This is a genomic window from Halomonas almeriensis, assembly GCF_030409235.1.
In the GTDB taxonomy this organism is placed as follows: Bacteria; Pseudomonadota; Gammaproteobacteria; order Pseudomonadales; family Halomonadaceae; genus Halomonas; species Halomonas almeriensis.
Genome location: NZ_JAUFPO010000009.1, coordinates 609124 through 631317, shown reverse-complemented (window position 1 = coordinate 631317; position 22194 = coordinate 609124). Strand labels below are relative to the sequence as shown.

18 protein-coding genes and 1 pseudogene are annotated in these 22194 nt (G+C 63.4%); 9 read left to right on the top strand and 10 right to left on the bottom strand.

Annotated elements, in window-relative coordinates; all coding sequences use genetic code 11:
- Positions 1-14 precede the first annotated feature (14 nt).
- Entirely contained in the window at positions 15-1046 is a 1032-nt protein-coding gene (locus QWY74_RS09685) for a nickel/cobalt transporter (protein WP_264823876.1), read from the top strand.
- 60 nt (positions 1047-1106) lie between these two features.
- Here the strand turns inward: QWY74_RS09685 and QWY74_RS09680 are convergent, their stop codons facing one another.
- The 4 genes from QWY74_RS09680 to QWY74_RS09665 all read right to left on the bottom strand — a co-directional run bounded on the left by QWY74_RS09680 (position 1107) and on the right by QWY74_RS09665 (position 5256).
- Positions 1107-2267 carry a metal ABC transporter permease gene (locus QWY74_RS09680; protein WP_264823877.1) on the bottom strand — a complete coding sequence of 387 codons (1161 nt, stop codon included), beginning with the start codon at positions 2265-2267 and terminating at the stop codon, positions 1107-1109.
- Positions 2267-3412, bottom strand: coding sequence for a metal ABC transporter permease (locus QWY74_RS09675; protein WP_264823878.1), 1146 nt, complete (start codon positions 3410-3412; stop codon positions 2267-2269). Before QWY74_RS09675 ends, QWY74_RS09680 begins: the two co-directional genes overlap by 1 nt.
- Positions 3412-4206: a metal ABC transporter ATP-binding protein gene (locus QWY74_RS09670; RefSeq protein WP_264823879.1), complete on the bottom strand. Its 795-nt coding sequence runs from the start codon at positions 4204-4206 to the stop codon at positions 3412-3414. The genes QWY74_RS09675 and QWY74_RS09670 overlap by 1 nt, the downstream gene beginning before the upstream one ends.
- Before the next feature lie 63 nt (positions 4207-4269).
- Positions 4270-5256: a metal ABC transporter solute-binding protein, Zn/Mn family gene (locus QWY74_RS09665; protein ID WP_264823880.1), complete on the bottom strand. Its 987-nt coding sequence runs from the start codon at positions 5254-5256 to the stop codon at positions 4270-4272.
- A 192-nt stretch (positions 5257-5448) separates the two neighbouring features.
- On the opposite strand from QWY74_RS09665, the gene QWY74_RS09660 reads away from it, so the two are divergent.
- Positions 5449-6096: a PRC-barrel domain-containing protein gene (locus QWY74_RS09660; protein ID WP_264823881.1), complete on the top strand. Its 648-nt coding sequence runs from the start codon at positions 5449-5451 to the stop codon at positions 6094-6096.
- A gap of 108 nt (positions 6097-6204) precedes the next feature.
- Here the strand turns inward: QWY74_RS09660 and QWY74_RS09655 are convergent, their stop codons facing one another.
- Positions 6205-8166: a ligand-gated channel protein gene (locus tag QWY74_RS09655; RefSeq protein ID WP_290314213.1), complete on the bottom strand. Its 1962-nt coding sequence runs from the start codon at positions 8164-8166 to the stop codon at positions 6205-6207.
- A 120-nt stretch (positions 8167-8286) separates the two neighbouring features.
- Here QWY74_RS09655 and QWY74_RS09650 point away from each other — a divergent pair.
- From QWY74_RS09650 to QWY74_RS09620, 7 genes and pseudogenes are all read left to right on the top strand, one after another.
- Positions 8287-8808 (top strand): annotated as a pseudogene (locus QWY74_RS09650) (AEC family transporter); the annotation flags it as partial.
- A 74-nt stretch (positions 8809-8882) separates the two neighbouring features.
- Positions 8883-10073 (top strand): PQQ-dependent sugar dehydrogenase, encoded by a 1191-nt coding sequence (locus QWY74_RS09645; protein WP_264823883.1) that lies wholly within the window; start codon positions 8883-8885, stop codon positions 10071-10073.
- A 141-nt stretch (positions 10074-10214) separates the two neighbouring features.
- Positions 10215-11417 (top strand): quaternary amine ABC transporter ATP-binding protein, encoded by a 1203-nt coding sequence (locus tag QWY74_RS09640; protein WP_264823884.1) that lies wholly within the window; start codon positions 10215-10217, stop codon positions 11415-11417.
- 5 nt (positions 11418-11422) lie between these two features.
- Positions 11423-12256, top strand: coding sequence for an ABC transporter permease (locus QWY74_RS09635; protein ID WP_264824393.1), 834 nt, complete (start codon positions 11423-11425; stop codon positions 12254-12256).
- A gap of 86 nt (positions 12257-12342) precedes the next feature.
- Positions 12343-13221 (top strand): glycine betaine ABC transporter substrate-binding protein, encoded by an 879-nt coding sequence (locus QWY74_RS09630; protein ID WP_264823885.1) that lies wholly within the window; start codon positions 12343-12345, stop codon positions 13219-13221.
- Between the two features lie 601 nt (positions 13222-13822).
- Complete coding sequence (locus QWY74_RS09625) at positions 13823-15484, top strand: BCCT family transporter (protein ID WP_264823886.1); 1662 nt, start codon at positions 13823-13825, stop codon at positions 15482-15484.
- A gap of 54 nt (positions 15485-15538) precedes the next feature.
- Positions 15539-15781 carry a hypothetical protein gene (locus QWY74_RS09620; RefSeq protein ID WP_264823887.1) on the top strand — a complete coding sequence of 81 codons (243 nt, stop codon included), beginning with the start codon at positions 15539-15541 and terminating at the stop codon, positions 15779-15781.
- Positions 15782-15869: 88 nt separating this feature from the next.
- On the opposite strand, the gene QWY74_RS09615 is transcribed toward QWY74_RS09620, so the two are convergent.
- The 5 genes from QWY74_RS09615 to hflX form a co-directional block, all read right to left on the bottom strand.
- Complete coding sequence (locus QWY74_RS09615) at positions 15870-17165, bottom strand: adenylosuccinate synthase (RefSeq protein ID WP_264823888.1); 1296 nt, start codon at positions 17163-17165, stop codon at positions 15870-15872.
- 66 nt (positions 17166-17231) lie between these two features.
- Positions 17232-18428 (bottom strand): ATP phosphoribosyltransferase regulatory subunit, encoded by a 1197-nt coding sequence (locus QWY74_RS09610; protein WP_264823889.1) that lies wholly within the window; start codon positions 18426-18428, stop codon positions 17232-17234.
- A gap of 222 nt (positions 18429-18650) precedes the next feature.
- Positions 18651-19532 carry a protease modulator HflC gene (hflC, locus tag QWY74_RS09605; RefSeq protein ID WP_264823890.1) on the bottom strand — a complete coding sequence of 294 codons (882 nt, stop codon included), beginning with the start codon at positions 19530-19532 and terminating at the stop codon, positions 18651-18653.
- Between the two features lies 1 nt (position 19533).
- Positions 19534-20757 (bottom strand): FtsH protease activity modulator HflK, encoded by a 1224-nt coding sequence (gene hflK, locus QWY74_RS09600; RefSeq protein WP_264823891.1) that lies wholly within the window; start codon positions 20755-20757, stop codon positions 19534-19536.
- Between the two features lie 119 nt (positions 20758-20876).
- On the bottom strand, positions 20877-22190 hold the full coding sequence (gene hflX, locus QWY74_RS09595; protein ID WP_264823892.1) for a ribosome rescue GTPase HflX: 1314 nt from the start codon (positions 22188-22190) through the stop codon (positions 20877-20879).
- Between the last annotated feature and the right edge of the window lie 4 nt (positions 22191-22194).

Below are 22194 nucleotides of genomic sequence, written 5' to 3'. Positions count from 1 at the left end.
CCCTGGAGCCTGACATGCACGACATCATCGAACGACGCCCGCGCCTTCTGGCCTGGTCGACGCTGGCCGGGCTGCTGGCCCTGGCGGTCGTGGTCCTGCTGGTCCACGCCCATGGCCAGTCGCTCAGCCTGCAGATCATCAGTTGGCAGCGCGATCTGCACCGTGGCCTGACCCTGGCCATCAGCGAACTGAGCGGAGCGCCTTCGCTGCACACCTGGAGCGTGTTGCTCGGCCTGAGTTTCGGCTACGGGGTCTTTCATGCAGCGGGCCCGGGGCATGGCAAGGCGGTGCTCAGTACCTACCTGCTGACCCAGGGCGGCGCCTGGCGTCGCGCCCTCGGCCTTTCCTGCGCGGCCGCCCTGCTCCAGGCGCTGGTGGCCATCGCCCTGGTCACGCTGCTGGTGCATGGCCTGGGCTGGCTGACCCGAACGGCGGTTGACTCGGTGATCTGGGTCGAGCGTGCCAGCTACCTGGCCATCATGCTGCTGGGGGTCTGGCTGTGCTGGCGCGCCCTGCGACAATGGCGCAGCGCCGCACGCCCGGCAACGCCGCCTCATGCGACGCATCATGACCACGCCGACCACGCGGTTCATCATGGGCACGACGACTGCGACTGTGCGCACCATGTGACACCCGCGGACGCCAGCGACTGGCGCAGCGCCCTGCTCACGGTGGCCTCCATCGGCATGCGCCCCTGCAGCGGTGCGGTGCTGATGATGGGTGCCGCTTCGCTGCTGGGCCATTACTGGGTGGGCGTGCTGGCCACGCTGAGCATGGCGGTGGGCACCGCCCTGACGGTATCGGCCCTGGCCCTGTTGAGTGTCATGGCACGCGACTGGGCGGAAAAACGCCTGGCGGGCTCGATGCGGGGCGCCTGGTGGAAGCGGCTGGTAGGCGGGGTCGCGCTCGCCGGCGGTGTGCTGATTCTGCTGCTGGGCCTGAGCCTGCTGCTCAGCGACCCGGCCGAGCGCAACGCCCTGCCCTTGCTGAACGGCCCCGGGAGCGAGACGGAAACGACCGACAGCGCCTCGCCGCTGGGGATCTGACCGCCAGCAGGCGCGCCACCGAGATCCGCGAGGCCGCAACGCCCTCGGCTTGAGCGGGGTTCAGGTTGCCGTCGTCGTCAGCGAACCCGTGCCATTGCGCGTGGGTTCGAGAATTTCCCGGGCCATGTCGCGGCCGGCCTCGGTAAGCACCAGGCTCTGGCCGCGGCATTCCACCAGGCCCTGCTCGCGGCTGCGCGCGACGACCCGGTTGGCCTTGGCGTTGTCCCACAGCAGGTGGTCGCGCAGCGCACGGGTGACGTTTTCCGCCCACTGCTCCGGGCCGTCCTCGTGGTTGTAGAGGTGCACCGCCAGGGTGCGGATCTCGTTGACCCGCCGCTGTCCGCGACGCCGCAGTACCTGGGCGACCATGCCGTAGCGCGGCCCGAGCAGGAAGGCCAGCAGCAAAAAGACCCCGGTCATCACCGCCATCATGCCGCCGATCGAGACATTCCAGAACACCGCCAGCCAGTAGCCCGAGATGCTGGAGGCGATGGACACCAGCGAGCCGTGGATGAACATCATCCACAGGCGGTCGGTAAGCAGGTAACCCGTGGCCGGCGGCACGATGACGAAGGCGACGAACAGCACCGCCCCCACGGCGTCGAAGGCCGCCACCGCGGTGCCGCTGGTCAGCAGCAGGAGCACGTAGAACAGCAGGCCCGGGGCCATCCCCAGGGCCTTGGCCAGTGCTTCGTCGAAGGTGGCGATCTTGAGCTCCTTGTAGAAGAGCGTCACGAAGGCGCCATTGATCAGCGTCATCGCGCCCATCCACACCAGCGCCTGGGGGACGCGGTAGTCGCCGAGGGTCAGGGTATCCAGCCACACAAAGCCGATCTCGCCGAGCAGCACCGTATGGGTGTCGATATGCACATCCCGGGCATAGAGGTTGATCAGCAGCACCCCGGCGGAGAACAGCACCGGAAACACCAGGCCGATGGCGGCATCCTTCTTGACCCGCCGGGTGCTGACCAGCAGCTCGGTGAGAAAGACCGTCAGCAAGCCCGTGAGGGCCGCGCCGATGATCTGCACGGGGCCGCTCTGCTGGTGGGTGATCAGCCAGACGATGACGATACCGAAGACGATGGAGTGGCCGATGGCATCGGAGAGCATGCTGACGCCACGCAGCACAAGAAAGGTACCCACCAGGGTGGAGGCGATGCCGACCAGGGCCCCCACCAGAATGATCATCAGGGCGGCGTTATCGAAGAGTGCGGCCAGCATCAGTCATCCCCCCTGCCCAGCGAGTCGAGGATGCGCTCGGCCTCGTCCCGCCCGCGCGGGGTCAACACCCAGTGCTTGGCACCGCGCGGCTCCTCCGGCGGGGCCGAACGCCATTCGACCAGACCGCGTTGCAGCAACTGACGCAACGCCTTGCGCGTGTGATGGCCGTGATAGGTATCGAGCATGCCCTGCTCGGAACGATAGGCCGGGTCGTCATGATGCAGGGCCAGGCGGTACAGGGTGGTCAGCACCTGTTGGTGGCGCAGCCGACGACGCCCCTGCCAGAGGCGAATGCCCTCCCAGACGAAGCCGCGTCCGGGCGCCAACAGCAGCGAGACCAGCACCACGCTGGAGACACTCAGGATAATCAGCGGCCCCGTGGCCAGGCCCCGCGAGAGCGCGCTCAACAGGGCACCGAACAAGCCTCCGGCGACACCGATGACGGCGGCCAGCAGCACCATGCTTTCCAGCCGGTGGCTCCACTGGCGTGCCGCCACCGCCGGGGCGATGATCATGGCCGCCATAAGCACCACGCCGACCATCTGCAGCCCGACCACCACCGCCAGGGCAATCATCACCGTGAGCAGGACTTCGAGCCACATCACCGGCATGCCGAGCGAGGCAGCAAACTGCGGGTCGAAGGAAACCAGCTTGAATTCCTTCCAGAATGCCGTGACCAGCGCCAGCGCCACCAGGGTGACGCCACCCATGATCCACAGGTCGCCGCGCAGTGTTGCCGCCGCCTGCCCGAAGAGGAAGGCGTCCAGCCCGCCCTGGGCGGCGTTGTTCTGGTTCTGGATGTACGTCAGCAGCACCACGCCCAGGGCGAAGAAGGTACTCAGGGCAATGCCCAGGGCGGCATCGGTCTTGAGGCGACTGTTGCGGGTCAGCATCAACATAACCAGCGCGGCCAGGGCGCCCGTGGCCAGCGCCCCTAGCAGGAGAAAGCCCATCTCCCGTGCACCGGCGAGCAAGAAGCCGATGCACACCCCGGGCAGGGCGGCATGCGACATGGTATCGCCGAGCAGGCTCTGCTTGCGCAGTACCGCAAAGCTGCCCAGCACGCCGCTGATCAGCCCCAGCAGGGCAGCGCCGATGACGACATTCTGGATGGTGTGATCGCGAATCAACTCGAGTGGCGACATCAGCTCTCCGCCGTCTCGTCATGACCGTCAGGCGCCACCAGCGAGGCCTGATCGAGCAGAGCTATCTGGCCGCCGTAGGCGCTGCGCAGGTTGTCGGCGGTATACACATCTTCCACCCGGCCCTGAGCGATGACGCGCACATTGAGGATCATCAGCCAGTCGAAGTAGCTGCGTACCGTCTGCAGGTCATGGTGAACGACGATCACCGTCTTGCCGTCATCCCGCAGGCGCCGCAGGATATCCACGATGGCACGTTCGGTGGTGGCATCGACCCCGGCCATGGGTTCATCGAGGAAGTAGACATCGGCCTTCTGCACCAGCGCCCGGGCCAGAAAGACGCGCTGCTGCTGCCCGCCGGAGAGCTGGCTGATCTGACGCTCGGCAAAGGCCTGCATGCCGACCATTTCCAGAGCCTGCATGGCCTCGCGCCGCTCGCCGCGCCCCGGCCGGCGGAGCCAGCCGAGCCGGCCATAGAGGCCCATGGTCACAACGTCGAGCGCCGTGGTCGGGAAGTCCCAGTCGACGCTGGAGCGCTGCGGCACATAGCCGACCCGGCGACGGTGCAGGCGGTAGGGTCGCCCGAACAGCGTGACATGACCGGCGACGCTCGGCACCAGGCCCAGCACGCTCTTGATCAGGGTGCTCTTGCCGGCGCCGTTGGGACCGACGATCGCCGCCATCACGCCGGGCGGCACGTCGAAATCGATGTCCCACAACACCGGCTTGCTGTGGTAGCTGACGGTCAGGTCCTCGACATGCAGGGCGAGGTCCGGTTCATGGAGCGGCGTGATCATGGTCGCAGCAAGCTCTCCCGTAGATCGGTGGCGGGTCGCCAGGCCAAGGGCCTGCCAATATGGTCAGGATGCCGGGATGTCCCAGCGGCGCGCCCAGTCCTGCAGGGCGTCGGGCAGTGCCGCCACCTCGCCGTCAAGTGCCTCGACAATGTGGCGGGTATTACGATATAGCATGCCGATATAGGTGCCATCCAGGGTGCCCGCCTCGCCCATGGCATCCGAGTAGAGCTGACTGCCGATGGAGACGTCCTGCCCTTGCTGACGGGCGGCCTCGATCACCGCCTGTACGGTGCGCGGGCTGATGGTACTCTCGACGAAGACCGCCGGCACCCCGCGCTCGACGACCAGCTCGGCCATCCTGCGGATATCCGCCACGCCGGTCTCGGTCGAGGTGCTGAGCCCCTGGATGCCAGCCACCTCGATGCCATAGGCGCGGCCATAATAATTGAAGGCATCATGGGCGGTCACCAGGATACGCTGGGCGTCGGGAATGGAGGCGATGCTCTCCTCCACCCACTGATGCAGGGCCTCGAGCTCAACGACATAGGCCTCGGCATTGTCCCGAAAGCGCGACTCGCAGGCCGGCCGCACCTCGCTCAGGGCGTCCGCCACGGTCGGCACGATCCGTGACCACAGCGAGGCGTCCATCCACAGATGCGGGTCGAGGCCGTATTCATCCTGGGTGGAGATCAGCTCGTCGGCATCGGTCGAGGCAGGCGCCACGCCAATGGTCGGTCGGGTCTCGCCTAGGCGCTCCAGCACATCGCCCAGTTGCCCTTCCAGGGAATACCCGGAATAGAAGATGATCTCGGCCTGCTGCAGGGTCGAGACATCCCGTGCACTGGCCTGATAGAGGTGCGGGTCGACCCCGGGGCCCATCAGGTTGCTCCCGGCGAGGCACTCGCCTCCCACCTGCTGTACCACATCCCCGACCATGCCGGTGGTGGACACGGCGTTGATCGGCTTCGCCTCGGGCGTCTGGGCCATGGCGGGCGCCGTCAGGCATGTGGTGACCAACAGGGCCACCCCTGCCAAGCGTCGAGCTGTCATGATTTCCTCCGAACGTCACGCTGCGCTGAAGCGTGCAGATATAGCATTGGCATGCCTGGCGCGTAAAAAAGGCCTGGGTCGATCAGGGGCATTGGCCCGACTGATGAAACCTTCGGGAACTTGTGCGGCCCGGCGCAGCCATAATGGTTGCCGATATCATCCCATGATACCAAGAATCACGGAGAGACCTGCATGACATTAGCCAAGAAGATTCAACACTCTACGCGTTTCCCCCTGCTCGGCGCCGGCCTGGTGTTCACAACAGCGCTTTCAGCCAACGCCATGGAGGCACCGCAGGGGCTTTACTCCATCGACGAGCTGCTGGATGCCGACGTCTACACCAGGTCGGACGACCACCAGTCCATCGGCGAGGTCGAGGACGTGCTGCTGAATGACGAGATGCGCCTCCATGCCCTGGTGGTCGATACCGGCAATCTGCTCGACATGGGCGAGAAGCAGTATGTGATCGGCGTGGAAGACTTCACCGTCGAGACACGCAATGGCGACAATCTGGACACCATCGCATACCGGGTCCACCTCAACCTCGAGGCCGAGGCGCTCAGCAAGCAGCCGGAATACACCGACACCTGGTGGAGCGAGGCCCGGCAGAACCTCCAGCAGGCCTGGCAGGATACCAAACAGGGTGCCAGCAGCGCCTGGGAAACTACCCAATCCACCGCCAACAGCCTGCTCGACAAGGCCGGCGGTGCCCTGGAGTCCTTAGGCGAGCAGACGCAGGAAGCCGCCGGTGATGCCGCCGATGCCACAGGAGAAGCGGCCGATGCCACAGGAGAAGCCGCCGAGTCCACGCAGCAGAGCGTGGAAGACGCCTCTCAGTAACCCTGCCCTACTCGCTTCCGAACACTGACGGCATTGCGGGCCCGGCCATGATGCGCCGGGCCTTTTACGTCCTGCCGGGGCGTCGTTCGCCGAGTGTCGCGAAAGTGCCTAGAAATCGACGCTCAGGCCGAGCCACACACGACGACCGTCTTCCACATAGCCGTACTCTTCTTCCGTGATCGACTCGTCGAAGAGGTTGTAGATACCGAAATTGAGAGTGGCCTTTTCCGTCATGTCGTAACCGATTCCGGTGTCGACGAAGGTGTAGGACGGCGCCACCGTGCTGCCCTGGGAGGGGCCGGTCGTGGGCTGGCTCTCCTCGCCGCGATACGTCACGCGAGTCCACTGGTTGAGCTGTTGCGTGGCCTGCCAGTCCAGCGAGGCCGTCACCTGATGCTTGGGCAGCTGGTTGAGCGGTTCGCCGGCATATTCACCGGTCTTCTGCTCGGAGTCGGTGTAGGTGTAGCTGGAACTCAGGTCCAGATTGTCGGCAAGGGGCGTGGACAGGGAGAACTCCACCCCCTGGGTGACCGCCTCGTCGACGTTGAGCCGATAGGTCGGGTCAGAGCCGAACTGGTTGGGCCCTTGAGTGCATACCGAGGCCGGGCAGACGACGCGGTTGATCTTGTCCTCGAAGTCGGTGTGGAAAAGGGTCACCCCGCCCGTCAGGCCATGGTCGCCGGCATAGTGTAGCCCCAGTTCCTGACTGAGCGAGGTTTCCGGTTCCAGATCGGGATTGCCATAAATATTGCCGCCGCGACTTATCTGGACCCAGTTCGGGTTGGTAGCGCGCAGGTCCGGCGCCCGGAAGCCAGAAGAAACACCGCCCTTCAAAGTCCAGCTAGCGTCCAGGTCCCAGACAGCGTAGAGGCGCGGCGACCAGTGACTGCCGTACTTCTCGTCCTCGTTGAGTCGCACACCGCCGGTCAGCGAGAGGTCCTCGGTCATCATCCACTCGTTCTCGGCGTACAGCGCCCAGCGGTAGCGTTCCAGCTTGCTCAGATCGGAGGTATCGGACTGGTTGCCACCGTCCTTGAGACGCTGCTGCTCGTACTGCCCCCCTACAGTGAGGATATGATCGCCCAGCGGCATCACCGCCTTGGCATCCGCCACCGTGCTCTGGTAGTTCATGTCGCGCGATGGGTTGTCGATCTCTTCCTGCTGCACGTAGCTGGTCGTGTTGCCAAAATCAAAGTAGCCATCGTGACTCAGCATGAAGTGACGCCGGTCGTATTCCTGCTCGGAACGCTCGTTCGGCCCTCGGCGCCCCTCCAGTGCAACAGACTCGCCCGGATTGGTAATGCGTCGCTGTTGACTGTAACCCGCTTCAACGCCGACCTCGTTGATATCATCAGGTGTCCAGGTCAGTTTCGCGGTGCCGCTGGCAAGACGCTGATCGGCATACCCCCCGATGATGGAGTCCTCGTCGCGCTGGTCGTACTGGCCATGCACCTGGAGGCCCAGGCGGTCTTCAATCAGCGGCCCCGCGACATGGAATCGACTGTTGTGCGAATCACCGGAATCCGAATCCTGCTGAACCGTCATGCTGGTCGAAACTTCACCACCCCATTCTTGAGGAACCTTGCGGGTGATGACGTTGATCACCCCGCCCAGGGCATCGGAGCCATAAAGTGAGGACATGGGGCCACGAATCACCTCGATGCGATCGATGGCCGAAAGCGGCGGCATCCAGCCCTGCTCGATGCCCGGGCCATCGCTGTTGGGGCGGGTCTCCCTTGAACCCTGGCGCTTGCCGTCGACCAGCATCAGGGTGTACTTGGCGCCCATGCCGCGAATACTGATGTCCTTGGAAGATCCTCCCCCCGTAATGGTCACGCCCGGAACCTTGCGCAGGGCATCCGTGACATCACGATAGGCATGGCCTTCCAGGTCCTCGCGAGTGATCACACTGATCGAGGCCGGTGCACTCTTGGTCTGCTGCTCGTAGCCGGCGGCCGTGACGACGACGTCATTGAGTTGCTGCTCCTGTGCCTCCTGAGCCATGGCGCCGGAGGCGCTGAAGGCCGACACGGCAGTGACGAGCAGGTTGCGGGCGAAGGGATGGGGCATGCGGGTTGTCTCCTGGTGATCCTGACTCGGGGTTATGAAAAATAATACGAATTTTTATCGTTTGTATTATTTCACATTAATCCCGTCCTGTCGCCTTTGGCGGACGCCTCGCCGACCAGTGCCCCAGCAATTACCGTCATGGTCACGGTCTCGCTGTTCCAGTTCAGTCTCGGCTCGATGCTGGGCAGCCGCGGCAATCCGCTGGCCTCTCTGGCCAGAACACCCACGGTCTACGCCATCCTCATTGCCCTGACACTGCTGCTGCTTACCGATACCGAGCTGCCGCTGTGGCTGGCCAACAGCGTCGAGCTGATTTCCGGTTTCACCGTACCTCTGATGCTGATCACTCTGGGGATCTCTCTGGCCAGCATTCAGGTGCGCAGCCTGCGCTCGGGGATCGGCTTCAGCCTGTTGCGCATTCCGCTGACGGTGCTGGCCGCCTGGGGCATCGGCAGCCTGCTGGACCTGCCGCCCATGGCGCTGAGCATGCTGGTGCTGCAGATGAGCATGCCGGTGGCGGTCTTCAATTACCTGTTTGCCCAGCGCGCCAAGCGCGAGCCCGAGTACGTGGCCAGCCTGGTGTTCTGCTCGACCCTGCTGTCATTGATCTATCTGCCGATACTGCTGGCCATTCTGATCTAGGTCGCGAGCCTGGTGCGCGACCAAGGTTTCAGGCCCCTATACTGAACGCCACACTCAGTTCATCCGGAGGCCTCATGCCTGCCTTTCGTTCCCCCCTGCTGGCCAGTCTGTTGTGGTGTGCAAGCTTCGGCGCAGAGGCTGCCAGCGTTATCGAAACCCGACAGCTCACACTCTGCCTCGAGCCGATCGCGACGGGGTTCGAACATCCCTGGAGCCTGGCGCAACTGCCCGATGGTCGCTTCCTGATCAGCGAACGATCGGGCCAGCTGAAGCTGGTGACGGCCGGTGGCGACGCGACCCGGCTGAGCGGAGTGCCCGAGGTCTCGGCCCGCGGCCAGGGCGGGTTGCTGGATGTGTCCCTGCACCCCCGCTTTGCCAGCGACGACAATGGCCAGGCTGATTGGGTGTACTTCACCTGGAGCCGGGCAGGCGAAGGCGGCAGTGCCACCAGCTTGAGTCGCGCCAGGCTGGAGGACCAACGACTGACGGGCCTGCAACACCTCTTCACCCAGAACCGCTTTTCTCCGCCGGGCCGCCACTATGGCTCGCGACTGGCCTGGCGAGAGGATGAAACCCTGTTGATGAGCATTGGCGATCGTGGCCTGGAGCCGGACCGTGCCCAGGATGGCCGCGACCATGCCGGCAGCATCCTGCGTCTCGACCCGCTCGGTCAGCCGCCCGGCGATAACCCCTTCATTGATGACCCGCGCCGGGCGGATGCGATCTATACCCTGGGGAACCGCAACCCCCAGGGGCTGGTAGTCGCCGAGGATGGCTCGGCCTGGTCAACGGAACACGGGCCGCGTACCGGCGACGAGTTCAACCACCTGGTGGCCGGCGCCAACTATGGCTGGCCGGTCGTCAGCCTGGGGCGCGACTACGCCACCAATGAGCCCATCGGCCTGGACAGCGCACCGGGCATGCGAGAGCCGCGATACGTGTTCGAAGGACGCTTTGCTCCCTCGGGTCTGGCCCAGGTCACGTCGGAACGCTTTGACGCCTGGCACGGCGACTTTGTGGCCGGCGGCCTGAGCAGTCAGAAGCTGGTGCGCCTGAGCCGGGGCGCGACCGACGGCGTGGCCCGAGAGGTCATTCTGGACGGCGACATCGGTCGCATTCGCGATGTGCGACAGGGTCACGACGGCGCCCTGTACTTGCTGAACGACAGTCCCACCGGTAGCCTTTTTCGTTTGCTGCCGCTGGATTCCGCACCTCAAGCGGGCACAGGGTGCCCCGTTCCGGACACTAAAACAAAAAATAACTAACTGATAAAAAAGACATAATAGCAAAGTAAAAGAATAAATCATGGCGACACCTCGTCGCCCAGCGCCAACGTCAGCTGCCTTTCATTCACCCGGCTTTTGCGCCTCTCGGAATCGAGAGGGAAAGCCACCAAGGACACATCCATGAGTGACAACCGAAACGTCAAGATTCGGGTCCGCAACCTCAGCAAGGTCTTCGGCAGCCAGCCGAAAAAGGCGCTGGAGTTGCGCGACCAGGGACTCAAGCGCCCCGAAATCCTCGACAAGACCGGCCAGACCCTGGGACTGTCCAATATCGACTTTGATGTCCACGAAGGGGAACTGCTGGTCATCATGGGCCTTTCCGGCTCGGGCAAGTCGACGCTGATCCGTTGCCTCAACCGCTTGATCGAGCCCTCCGAGGGCGAGATCGTGATCGATGGCGAGAACATTCCCGACCTCAAGGATAAGGCGCTACTGGAGTGCCGCCGCCGGCATTTCTCCATGGTCTTCCAGAACTTCGCCCTCTTCCCCAACCGCACGGTGCGCCAGAATGCCGAGTTCGGCCTCGAAGTGCGCGGTGTGGCGCCCGACGAACGCCGCGAGGCGGCCGACAAGTCGCTCAAGCAGGTCGGCCTGGACGGCTGGGAAGATGCCTACCCCAACCAGCTCTCGGGCGGCATGCAACAACGTGTCGGCCTGGCCCGGGCCCTGGCCAACGATGCCACGGTGCTGCTGATGGACGAGGCCTTCTCGGCTCTGGACCCGCTGATCCGCGGTGACATGCAGCAGGAGCTGCTGGCCCTGCAGCATCGCATGCAGAAGACCACCGTCTTCATCACTCATGACCTGGACGAGGCCCTGACCATCGGCGACCGCATTGTCCTGCTCAAGGACGGTGAGGTGGTACAGATCGGCACCCCGGAGGAGATCCTCACCCAGCCAGCGGATGACTATGTGCGGCGCTTCATCGAAGGCGTCGACAAGTCCCGCATCCTCACCGCCGAGAGCGCCATGCGTCGGGTACGCTCCACGGTTCGCGACAGCGACGGCCCGCGCACCGCGCTGAAAAAGATGCGCGAGCACAGCCTCGACTCGATCTACATCCTGGACCGCGAGCGGCGCCTGGTCGGCCTGATCGATGCCGAAAGTGCCAGCCAGGCCCACGAAAAGGGCAAGGAGCGGGTCACGGAGGCCATGACCCAGGACTTCCGTAGCGTGAAGCGCGATGAACCGCTGCACAACCTGTTCGCCATGTTCCATGACAATCACTTCCCCATTGCCGTGGTGGACGACCGGCAACAACTTCAGGGCGTGGTGGTCAAGGGCGCCGTGCTGGATGAACTCGCTCAGGCAGGAGAAGCATGATGGCTATCGATATTCCTCGCATTCCACTCGGCGACTGGATCGAAAACAGCCTGAACTGGCTGACCAGCGAATATTCCGTGGTGACGCGCGGTATCTCCCGGGTCACGCAGACCGGTATCGACGTACTCAATGATGCCCTGATGTGGTTGCCGCCCTGGTCGCTGCTGGTGATCATCGCCGCGCTCTGCTGGTGGCTGGCCGGCACGCGTCTGGCCATCGGTGCGGCCGCCGGCATGGCACTGATCTGGAACCTGGGGCTGTGGGACCCGATGATCGAGACGCTGACACTTGTGGTCATTGCCACCCTGGTGGCCGTGATCATCGCCCTGCCGGTGGGCATCGCCGCCGCCCTTTCGGAGCGCCTCTACCGCACCATCATGCCGATACTGGATTTCATGCAGACCATGCCGGCCTTCGTCTACCTGATTCCAGCAATTCCGTTCTTCGGCATCGGCTCAGTCTCGGCGATCTTTGCCACCGTGATCTTTTCCATGCCGCCGGCGATTCGCTTCACCACCCTGGGCATCCGTCAGGTACCGGTGGAACTGGTCGAGGCCGCCGACGCCTACGGTGCCACGCGCCGACAGAAACTGATCAAGGTACAGCTACCGATGTCGCTGCCGACCGTCATGGCCGGCATCAACCAGACCATCATGCTGGCCCTCTCCATGGTCGTCATCGCCGCGATGATCGGCGCCGATGGCCTGGGCAGCGAGGTGTGGCGTGCCATCCAGCGCCTGCGCCCAGGTGACGGCTTCGAGGCCGGTATTGCCGTGGTCATCCTGGCGATGATCCTCGACCGCGTGACCCAGTCGCTGCGCAAGCAACGCAAGTCCTGAGTATCGCCTGGTACGATGAGGGGGAGGTTGTAACCTCGCCCTCATACCTGCATGCTGATGTTTCACATCCAAGAAAGGCAATTCAGATGACCCACTCCACCATCCCCCACACGATGCGTATCGCCGGCCTGGCACTGGCCGCCGGCACGGTTCTCGCCACGGGCCCGGCAATGGCTCAGGAAGAATCCAAGGGTACGATTGAGCTGGGGTATGTCGAATGGTCCTCAGAAGTCGCTTCCACCAATGTGATCGCGGCCGTGCTTGAGCAGGCCGGTTATGACGTCGAGTTGACCTCATTGTCGGCCGCTGCCATGTGGCAGGCCGTATCCACTGGGGATGCAGATGCCATTGTCGCGGCCTGGCTGCCCACCACGCATGAGGACTACCTCGAGCGAGTCAATGATAGCGTCGAAAACCTCGGTCCCAACCTCCAGGGCACCAAGCTTGGCCTGATCGTGCCCGAGTATACCGACGTTGAGGCCATCGACGAACTCAATGCCAATGCCGGGATGTTCAACGACAAGATCGTCGGCATCGACCCCGGCGCCGGGCTGATGAGCCTGACCGAGGACGTCATCGAGGAATACGAGCTGGACCTCAACCTGCAGAGCGGCAGTGGCGCCACCATGACCGCGGCCCTGCAGTCGGCGATCCGCAACGAGGAAGATATCGTGGTCACCGGCTGGACACCGCACTGGATGCTCGCGCGCTGGGACCTCAAGTATCTCGAGGACCCCAAGAACGTGTATGGCGGCGCCGAGCACATCAGCACCGTGGTTCGCCAGGACCTCAAGGGCGACATGCCGGAGGCCTACGCCATCCTCGATGCCTTCTCCTGGACCCCCGAGCAGATGGGTGAAGTCATGCTGATGAACCAGGACGAAGAAGCCGACCCCACCGAAACCGCCCGGACCTGGGTCGAGAACCATCCGGACGTGGTCGCGGAGTGGCTCCCGGCGTCATGAACCCGGTTTGATGAGCCAGCGGCTCGCTCAAGGGGAGGCATCCCGATGCCTGCCCTTTTTTTGTGCCGATCTGCCCGGTCCTTGTGCGCCAGTCGCCCCACAAGGCCCCATCATGGGCATAAATGTCGCATAAAGAAGTGAAATACATGGCCGCTCAAGCACATGAATCCTTTATCAAAAGGCGCAAAAATCGATCGAAATTGCGACCACCAGCTATCCAACGCCGTCAGCACTGTCGCCGGGCGCAGACGACTGCGGCGGGATGATGTAGGGTTACTCCCCGAGACGAGGCAAGTCCATCCGTTGAAAACGACGTACCGCTCAACTGTCGTCAAACGGCCAAACTTGTCGTGTAATTAACAGGCCAACTGAAAAGGAGCTCTGACATATCCGCTGGACACCCGGTGTCCAAAGGACTGCCAAAGCACTCAATCGATGCGATCGGTAGTGATCGCTTGAAGTTGCTTGGATCGATAACGGCGTGTGCTTGATCTCGCCTGCGCGAGATGAACGCCAACTTTGGCGAAGCGTCAGCCGTGCGTGAACCTCACGATTGACGCTTCTCCACTACCGCGAATCGACGTCAACAAGGAGAAGTCCCGTGACGAACGACAACAAAGACCAAGAGCCCAATGCGGGTTCCCAGGGGATACCCGCCCCCGACGGGCCCGCTAACCTGATCGACACCGATTACGTGATCGGTCAGGACAACATCACCGGCCGCAAGTTCGGGGTGGACATGGACCTGCACGGCAAGGTCTTTACCATCTCCTCGCTGGTGGTGCTGTTCTTCGTGATCGCCACCTTGGCCATGCAGGACCAGATCGCGCCGATCTTCGATGCCATCTTCGGCTTCCTGACCGGCAAAATGTCCTGGTTCTTCCTGCTGGCGGCCAATATCTTCGTGATACTGGCGGTGGCGCTGATCTTCACACCGATGGGCAAGGTCCGCATCGGCGGTGCCCAGGCCACGCCGGACTTCAGCTATGCCGGCTGGTTCGCCATGCTGTTTGCTGCCGGCATGGGCATCGGCCTGATGTTCTATGGCGTTTCCGAGCCCATGACCCACTTCAGCACAGCCCTCGGCGGCACCGCCGCGGAGAATGGTGTGCGTACGGACTGGGCACCATTGGGGGCCGCCGCCGGTGATGAGCAGGCCGCGATCTCGCTGGGCATGGCCGCGACCATCTTCCACTGGGGCCTTCACCCCTGGGCGATCTATGCGGTCGTCGCGCTGGCACTGGCGCTGTTCTCGTTCAACAAGGGTCTGCCGCTTACCATGCGTTCGGTCTTCTACCCGGTGCTCGGTGAGCGCGTCTGGGGCTGGCCGGGTCACCTGATCGACATCCTGGCGGTCTTCGCTACCCTCTTCGGTCTTTCGACCTCCCTGGGTATCGGTGCCTCCCAGGCGTCGGCCGGTCTGGGCTACCTGTTCGGGGTTCCCGAAACCGACACCACCATGGTGCTGTTGATCCTGGGTATCACGGTCGTGGCACTCGGCTCGGTGGTGCTGGGCGTCGACAAGGGCGTGCAACGCCTGTCGCAGCTCAACATGACACTGGCCTTCCTGCTGCTGATCTTCGTGATTGCCGTCGGCCCGACCCTGGCGATTGCCACTGGCTTCTTCGACAACCTGATGGCCTATGTGGTCAATCTGCCGGCGCTGTCCATGCCGTTCGGTCGTGAGGATGCCAACTTCAGCCAGGGCTGGACTGCCTTCTATTGGGCCTGGTGGATTTCCTGGTCGCCGTTCGTCGGCATGTTCATTGCCCGCGTCAGCCGTGGCCGCAGTGTGCGCGAGTTCCTGATCGCCGTGCTGCTCGTGCCGTCGGTCGTGTCCGTGCTGTGGATGACCGCGTTCGGCGGCACCGCCATCGATCAGTACATCACTGACGGTTTCGAGGGCGTCAAGAACGCCGCGCTGGAAGTCCAGCTGTTCACCATGCTCGGTGAGCTGCCGCTGACAAGCATCACGTCCTTCGTGGGCATCGTGCTGGTCATGGTGTTCTTCATCACCTCCTCGGACTCCGGTTCCCTGGTGATCGACTCCATCACCGCCGGCGGCAAGGTCGATGCCCCGACATCGCAGCGCATTTTCTGGTGTCTGATCGAGGGGGCCATCGCCATTGCCCTGCTGCTGGGTGGCGGCCTCACGGCACTGCAGACCGCGGTCATCACGACTGGCCTGCCGTTTACAGTGGTGCTGCTGGTGGCTTGCTTTGCCATCGTCAAGGGCTTGATGAGCGAGCCCAAGAGTGTCTGAAACGCGTCATTGATGCACACGCCTGACGCGTGAAAGACGACAACGCCCCGCCTCGTGCGGGGCGTTGTCGTTCAGGAGCGGCCTGTCTCCCTACCGGGGCAGCTCGCCCGCCTGGCGAGCTTCCTGGGCATCAAAGTCGATCTACTCGGCAAGGTCTTTTTCGTGTCGTCGCTGGTGATTCTGGTCTTCATGATCCTGACACTGGCGCTGCAGAAGGAGGTCGCCGTGATCTTCGATACGGCCTTCAACTTTCTCACTGGCCATCTGGGCAACACCTGCTGGATGACATACCGCTAAAGAAAAGACGGGCCGGCAGATTTCTGCCGGCCCGTCTTTCATGGGCGGAAACATGCGCCCGGCTCCGTGGGCCCGGGCGCCCGAGCGATCATGCGCCGAAGGGGTTGCGCAACACGATGGTCTCGTTGCGGTCCGGCCCGGTCGAAATGATGTCGATGGGGGTGCCCACCTGCTCCTCGAGGAAGCGAATGTAACCCCGGGCATTGGCCGGCAGCGCCTCGATGCTCTTGAGGCCGATGGTCGACTCGTTCCAGCCCGGCAGATCCTCATAGACCGGCTCGACCGCTTCATAGCCTTCCGAGTCGACCGGCGCATCGAGCACATCGCCGTCCTTGCTCCGATAGCCGACACAGACCCGGATGTTTTCCAGGCCATCCAGTACATCCAGCTTGGTCAGGCAGATGCCGGACACCGAGTTGACCTGCACCGCATGCCTCAGGGCCACGGCATCGAACCAGCCACAACGCCGCGCCCGGCCAGTGGTGGCACCGAATTCGTGCCCCTTCTCGGCCAGGTGACGGCCGTGCTCATCGAACAGCTCGGTGGGAAAGGGGCCGGAGCCGACGCGCGTCGTGTAGGCCTTGGTGATCCCTAGCACATAGTCGAGGTACAAGGGCCCGACGCCGGACCCGGTGGCCGTGCCGCCTGCGGTGGTATTCGAGCTGGTGACGTAGGGATAGGTGCCGTGATCAATGTCGAGCAGCGAGCCCTGCGCACCCTCGAACAGGATGTCATCGCCATCCTGGCGCATTTGGTGCACCAGGCTGACGGTATCGCAGACCATGTCACGCAGTTCATCGGCCATGCGCATCGCCTCATCCAGGACTTCCTGGAAGTCCACCGGCGGTTCGCCATGGTACTGGGTCAGCACGAAGTTATGATAATCCAGCACCTCGCCCAGCTTGGAGGCAAAACGCTCACGGTGCAGGATGTCGCCCAGGCGCAGACCGCGACGCGATACCTTGTCTTCATAGGCCGGGCCGATACCCCGCCCGGTGGTGCCGATCTTGGCCACGCCACGGGCCTTTTCGCGCGCCTGATCGAGACGCACGTGGTACGGCAGGATAAGCGGACAGGCCGGTGAAAGACGCAACCGCTGACGCACCGGCACGCCCTTGTCTTCTAGTTCGCGGATTTCCTTGATCAGCGCCTCGGGTGACAGCACGACACCATTGCCGATGACACAAGTCTTGTCGTCCCGCAGGATGCCCGAGGGAATGAGGTGGAGTACCGTCTTCTCGCCATCGATGACCAGGGTATGGCCGGCATTATGGCCGCCCTGGAAGCGCACCACGGCATTGGCGGATTCAGTCAGCAGGTCGACGACCTTGCCCTTGCCTTCATCACCCCATTGGGTACCCAGTACGACTACGTTCTTGCCCATAGTGTCTCGTCTCTCGTTGCTGCACGCCGGCAGTCGGCCGGAGTCAAAAATGCAGTTCGCCCGGCCTCAGCTCGGGTCCTCGGAAGTCGGCAGCTCGCTGACTTGCCAGCCCTGGTCATGGCACACCAGTTGTCGACGGCAGTGATGCTGACGAGGGCCGGTCTCCTGCCCCGGCATAGCCTGTACCACGCGCTCACCCCGAGCGCGTAAACGGCTGATGGCCTCGGCCAGGCCCTCGCCCTCGGCGGGTGCCCAGATACCGCCGTCTTCACGCGCTCCCGGAGCCAGGCCGGCCAGCAACTTGAGCTCCAGCGAGAAGCCGGTCGCGGGGCGGGCACGGCCGAAGGCACGGCCCGTATCATCATAGCGTCCGCCCTTGGCCAGCGCCTGACCGAAGCCCGGCACAAAGGCCGAGAACATCATGCCGGTATGATATTGGTAGCCACGCAACTCCGCCAGGTCGAAGTAGAACTCGACCTCGGGGTGTTCGGCCGCCACCCCCTCATGCAGGGCACGCAGTTGCTCCAGGGCGTCGCGAACCGCCGGAGGGGCCTCGGCAAGCGTTTGCCGGGCCTCTTCCAGCACCTCGGAACCACCGTGCAGGGTCGCCAGGGCACGCAGCATCCGGGCCAGTGCCGGGTCGGCCACACTGCTTTCGATGCAGCGGGAAAGCTCGCCGGGGGACTTCAGTTCCAGCGCCTGAAAGACCGCGCGCTCTTCTTCGCGACTCAACTCGGCGGCCTCGACCAGGGCGCGATAGATGCCGATATGTCCCAGCGCCAGATGTACTTCCCCGGCCCCCGCCACGGCCAGGCTAGTCAGGGCCAGGCGCAGGACTTCGAGGTCGGCTTCCAGGCCAGCATGACCGAAGAGCTCCAGCCCCACCTGGATCGGGCTGCGACCGGCCTGATACTGGTCCGGCTTGGCGCGCAACACATTGGCGCAGTAGCAAAGGCGCACCGGTCCCTGGCGTTTCAAGGAGTGCGCATCCATGCGCGCCACCTGGGGCGTGACATCCGCGCTGGCGCCCATCATGCGTCCCGTCATCTGATCGGTCAGCTTGAAGGTCTGAAGGTCCAGCTCGGTCCCCGTGCCGGTCAGCAGGGAGTCGAGAAATTCGACGGGTGGGGGCATTACCTGATCATAGCCCCAGCTGTGATACAGATCGAGCAGAGCCCGACGCACTTCCTCCATGCGACTGGCCTGGGGCGGCAGCACTTCGTCCATGCCGTCGGGCAAGAGCCAGCGGTCAGCGATGGTCATGACGTTCTTTCCTGCAAGACAGTGATTGGCCTGCGCGAGCTGAGGTCGACGGCATGGCGGGATGCCGGTCAAAGCTCGCCGGGAGCGGAGAGCCCACAAAAAAACCGGGGGGCACCCGGTTAACCAATGTTAGCACGTTTGCCTACGGGATGAACCCACCACGCCGATGCCTGGGCGGCATCGGCGTGGTGGTCGGAGTGCCTGTTCATCCGCGGCCGAGGGTCACTCCTGGGTGGGCGTCGGGCTCTTCAGGTACTGGAAGAAGTCGCTGGAAGGGTCCAGCACCATCATGTCGCCGTCGCCCTGGAAGCTATTCCGATAGGCCCCGAGGCTGCGCCAGAAGGAGAAGAACTCCTCGTCCTTACCGTAGGCCTGGGAGAAGATCTCCGCCGCCTCGGCATCGCCTTCACCACGCAGGGTTTCCGCACGAGCCCTGGCTTGGGCCAGCAGCACTTCACGGCGGCGGTCGGCATTTGCGCGGATGCGCTCGGCCTCTTCCTGACCCTGGGCACGCCATTCACGCGCCTGACGTTCACGTTCGGAGCGCATCCTTTCATAGACCGCCGAGGACACATCCTCCGGCAGGTCGATACGCTTGACGCGGATATCCAGGATGGCGACACCCAGTTCATCACGCATCAACTCGTCGAGTTCTTGGGTCGGCCCGGTCATCAGCTCATCGCGTTGCTCGGAGATGATCTGCGAAAGATTGAGTCGACCGAACTCGTTACGCAGGCTCTCGTCGACACGCGGCTGAATCAGGCGTACCGCCTGCATTTCATCGCCGGACGTCGCCTGGTAGTACTGCGTCGGGTTGACCACCTGCCACTGCACGTAGGAATCGACGATCACCGCTTTCTGCTCGAGCGTGAGATAACGGCTGGGATCGGTATCCAGCGTCCTGACGCGCGTTTCGAATTTGCGAACCGTCTGGGTGATGGGCACCTTGAAGTGCAGTCCGGGTTCAATGCCCTCCTCCACGATTTCGCCGAAACGCAACTTGATCGCGCGTTCGGTTTCATCGACCACGTAAAGACTGCTACTGGCCAGCCAGGCAGCCGCCGCCAGTCCGCCGACGATAAGCAGGGAACGATTATTGATCATTTCAGCGACCCTCCCTGAGCGCGCCGTTGTTGTTGCCGGAGCGGCCCGTGCTGGATGAGGACTCGGAATTCTGCAGACGCTGCAGCACCTGAGGGTCCAATTGCGAATCAGACGACTGGCCGCTGGCACTGCTGCTCGTTCTGCTGTTGAGCTTATCCATCGGCAATACCATCAATGGGCTCTGCTCGGCCACATCCACCATGACTTTCGAGGTTCCGCTGTAGACCTCAGACAAGGTTTCCAGGTAGAGACGTTCGCGCATGATATCCGGGGACTGCTCATATTGCGTCAGTAGTGCATTGAAGCGGTTGGCCTGACCTTGCGCTTCGGCGACGACGGACTCGCGATACCCCTGCCCCTGCTCGATAAGACGTTGCGCCTTACCCTGGGCTTCAGGAATCACGGCATTGGCATAGGCCATGGCCTGGTTGATGGTGCGCTGGCGGTCCTCGCGTGCGCGGATGACATCATCGAAGGCATCTTGAACAGCATCGGGCGGCGAGGTCGACTCGACGTTCAGAGTCTGCAGCGTGATGCCGGTACCATAGCTGTCCAGATAGGATTGCAGGCGGCTGCTGACCGAGCTGCCGAGGATGGCACGTCCCGAGGTCAGGATCTCGATCATGTCGGTACCGCCCACCACATGGCGAAGCGCCGAATCCAGTGCATTCTCGAGACTGAGTTCGGGGTTGCGGACGTTGAGCACATAGTCACGCGGGTCGGCGACCTGATACTGCGCCGAGATTTCCACTGAGACGATGTTTTCGTCCTGGGTCAGCATCGATTGCGTCTGGCTGATCGAACGCACCCGCGTCACATTGACCATGCGCACGTCATCGATCAGGGGCGGGTTCCACTGCAGGCCCGGCGTCACGGTTTCCTGGTACTTGCCGAAGCGCAGCACCACACCACGCTCCGATTCGTCGACCAGATAAAAGCCGGAAGCGGCCCAGATGGCCAGTGCTACGATCAGCAGCAGGCCCGGCAAAGCAAAGGTGTTGCGCGGCTTGCCGCCGCCGGATCCACCGCCATTGCCACCGCGTTTGCCACGGCCTCCCAGCATGTTGTTGAGCTTGTTCTGAAACTTTTTCAGCGCCTCATCGAGGTCCGGAGGGCCTTGATTGCCGCCCCCCTTGCCGCCGTCGCCACTGCCGTTGCCACCACGGCGGCCACCACCACTCCAAGGGTCATGCTGGTTGCCGCCACCAGGCTCATTCCAGGCCATACGTCGTCTCCACTATACGTTGCGTGCCACCGCTCGCGAAGTCACGGCAGGCATCGATACATTCCTTGTGACATCCACCCGCCCTGTTTGACAACAGCGGCAATGCACAAGGCAACTCACTACTCCCAGACCGCTCCTTGCTGCAGCGCTTGCGGCAGATAATCGTCGGCGCGTTCACCGAGGCGCGACATCAACTGCATGAAATCACGTCGCGGCAGGCGCACCTTGAGCAGGGTATGACCCTGCTCGTCGAAGCTTTCCTCGCGGACGGCGCTCAGCTCATGCAGGCCGGCCCGTAGCTTGCCCTGAGCCGGTGCCAGGGTCATGTCGAAATCGATGATGTCATCGGCCAGGCACTCGGTCAGAGCCTGCTCGAAAAGCTCCAGCCCTCGACCATCCTGCGCCGACAGCCAGACCGTGTCAGGCTTGCCGTCCACATTACGCTCGATGCGAGGCGCACTGTCGAAGAGATCAACCTTGTTCATCACCTTGAGGGTCGGCACCTCCAGCGCACCAATCTCATCGAGCACCTCTTCGACCTGACTCACGTTGAGCTCGCGGTCGGGGTCGGCGGCATCGATAACATGCACCAGCAGGCTAGCTTCGGCCGCCTCCTGTAGCGTCGCCTGGAAGGCCTCGACCAGCTTGTGCGGCAGATGGCGAATAAAGCCGACGGTGTCGGCCAGCACCACTGGGCCGACATCCTCAACCTCGAGGCGCCTCAGGGTCGGGTCGAGGGTAGCGAACAGTTGGTCCGCCGCATAGACCCGGGATTGTGTCACCGCGTTGAACAGGGTCGATTTGCCCGCATTGGTGTAGCCGACCAGCGAGATGCTCGGAATCTCGGCACGCGCCCGTGCCCGGCGATTCTGCCCCCGCTGGCTGCGCACCTTGTCCAGGCGTTTGTGAATCGCCTTGATGCGCCCCCGCAGCAAGCGGCGGTCGGTCTCGAGCTGGGTTTCCCCGGGGCCGCGCAGGCCGATACCGCCCTTCTGACGCTCCAGGTGCGTCCAGCCACGAACCAGCCGCGTGGACATATACTCCAGCTGGGCGAGTTCCACCTGCAGCTTGCCTTCGTGAGTCCGCGCACGCTGCGCGAAGATGTCGAGAATCAGCCCGGTGCGGTCCAGCACCCGGCACTTCAGGGACTGCTCGACATTGCGCTCCTGAGACGGGCTCAGTGCATGGTTGAAGATCACCAGTTCCGCCTGGTGGACCTGCAATGCCTCGCGCACCTCTTCCAGCTTGCCCGAACCAATGAAGCTGCGCGGGTCGGGCCGCCCCCGGCTCCCCGTCAACAGCGTGGCCGGCTCCGCACCGGCCGAGCGCACGAGCTCGAGGAATTCACCGGAATCCTCACGCTCGCTTTCGTCCTGGAAGTCTATATGGACGAGAACCGCCGTTTCACCGGCGTCGGGACGCTCAAAAAACAATCAG

What these genes read in the sequence shown, in the direction of transcription:
- QWY74_RS09670 (WP_264823879.1), bottom strand. Translation starts at nt 4,206, where the DNA reads ATGATCACGCCGCTCCATGAACCGGACCTCGCCCTGCATGTCGAGGAC.
- QWY74_RS09680 (WP_264823877.1), bottom strand. Translation starts at nt 2,267, where the DNA reads ATGCTGGCCGCACTCTTCGATAACGCCGCCCTGATGATCATTCTGGTG.
- QWY74_RS09685 (WP_264823876.1), top strand. Translation starts at nt 15, where the DNA reads ATGCACGACATCATCGAACGACGCCCGCGCCTTCTGGCCTGGTCGACG.
- QWY74_RS09675 (WP_264823878.1), bottom strand. Translation starts at nt 3,412, where the DNA reads ATGTCGCCACTCGAGTTGATTCGCGATCACACCATCCAGAATGTCGTC.
- QWY74_RS09660 (WP_264823881.1), top strand. Translation starts at nt 5,449, where the DNA reads ATGACATTAGCCAAGAAGATTCAACACTCTACGCGTTTCCCCCTGCTC.
- QWY74_RS09640 (WP_264823884.1), top strand. Translation starts at nt 10,215, where the DNA reads ATGAGTGACAACCGAAACGTCAAGATTCGGGTCCGCAACCTCAGCAAG.
- hflK (WP_264823891.1), bottom strand. Translation starts at nt 20,757, where the DNA reads ATGGCCTGGAATGAGCCTGGTGGCGGCAACCAGCATGACCCTTGGAGT.
- QWY74_RS09665 (WP_264823880.1), bottom strand. Translation starts at nt 5,256, where the DNA reads ATGACAGCTCGACGCTTGGCAGGGGTGGCCCTGTTGGTCACCACATGC.
- QWY74_RS09610 (WP_264823889.1), bottom strand. Translation starts at nt 18,428, where the DNA reads ATGACCATCGCTGACCGCTGGCTCTTGCCCGACGGCATGGACGAAGTG.
- QWY74_RS09630 (WP_264823885.1), top strand. Translation starts at nt 12,343, where the DNA reads ATGACCCACTCCACCATCCCCCACACGATGCGTATCGCCGGCCTGGCA.
- QWY74_RS09645 (WP_264823883.1), top strand. Translation starts at nt 8,883, where the DNA reads ATGCCTGCCTTTCGTTCCCCCCTGCTGGCCAGTCTGTTGTGGTGTGCA.
- QWY74_RS09655 (WP_290314213.1), bottom strand. Translation starts at nt 8,166, where the DNA reads ATGCCCCATCCCTTCGCCCGCAACCTGCTCGTCACTGCCGTGTCGGCC.
- QWY74_RS09615 (WP_264823888.1), bottom strand. Translation starts at nt 17,165, where the DNA reads ATGGGCAAGAACGTAGTCGTACTGGGTACCCAATGGGGTGATGAAGGC.
- hflC (WP_264823890.1), bottom strand. Translation starts at nt 19,532, where the DNA reads ATGATCAATAATCGTTCCCTGCTTATCGTCGGCGGACTGGCGGCGGCT.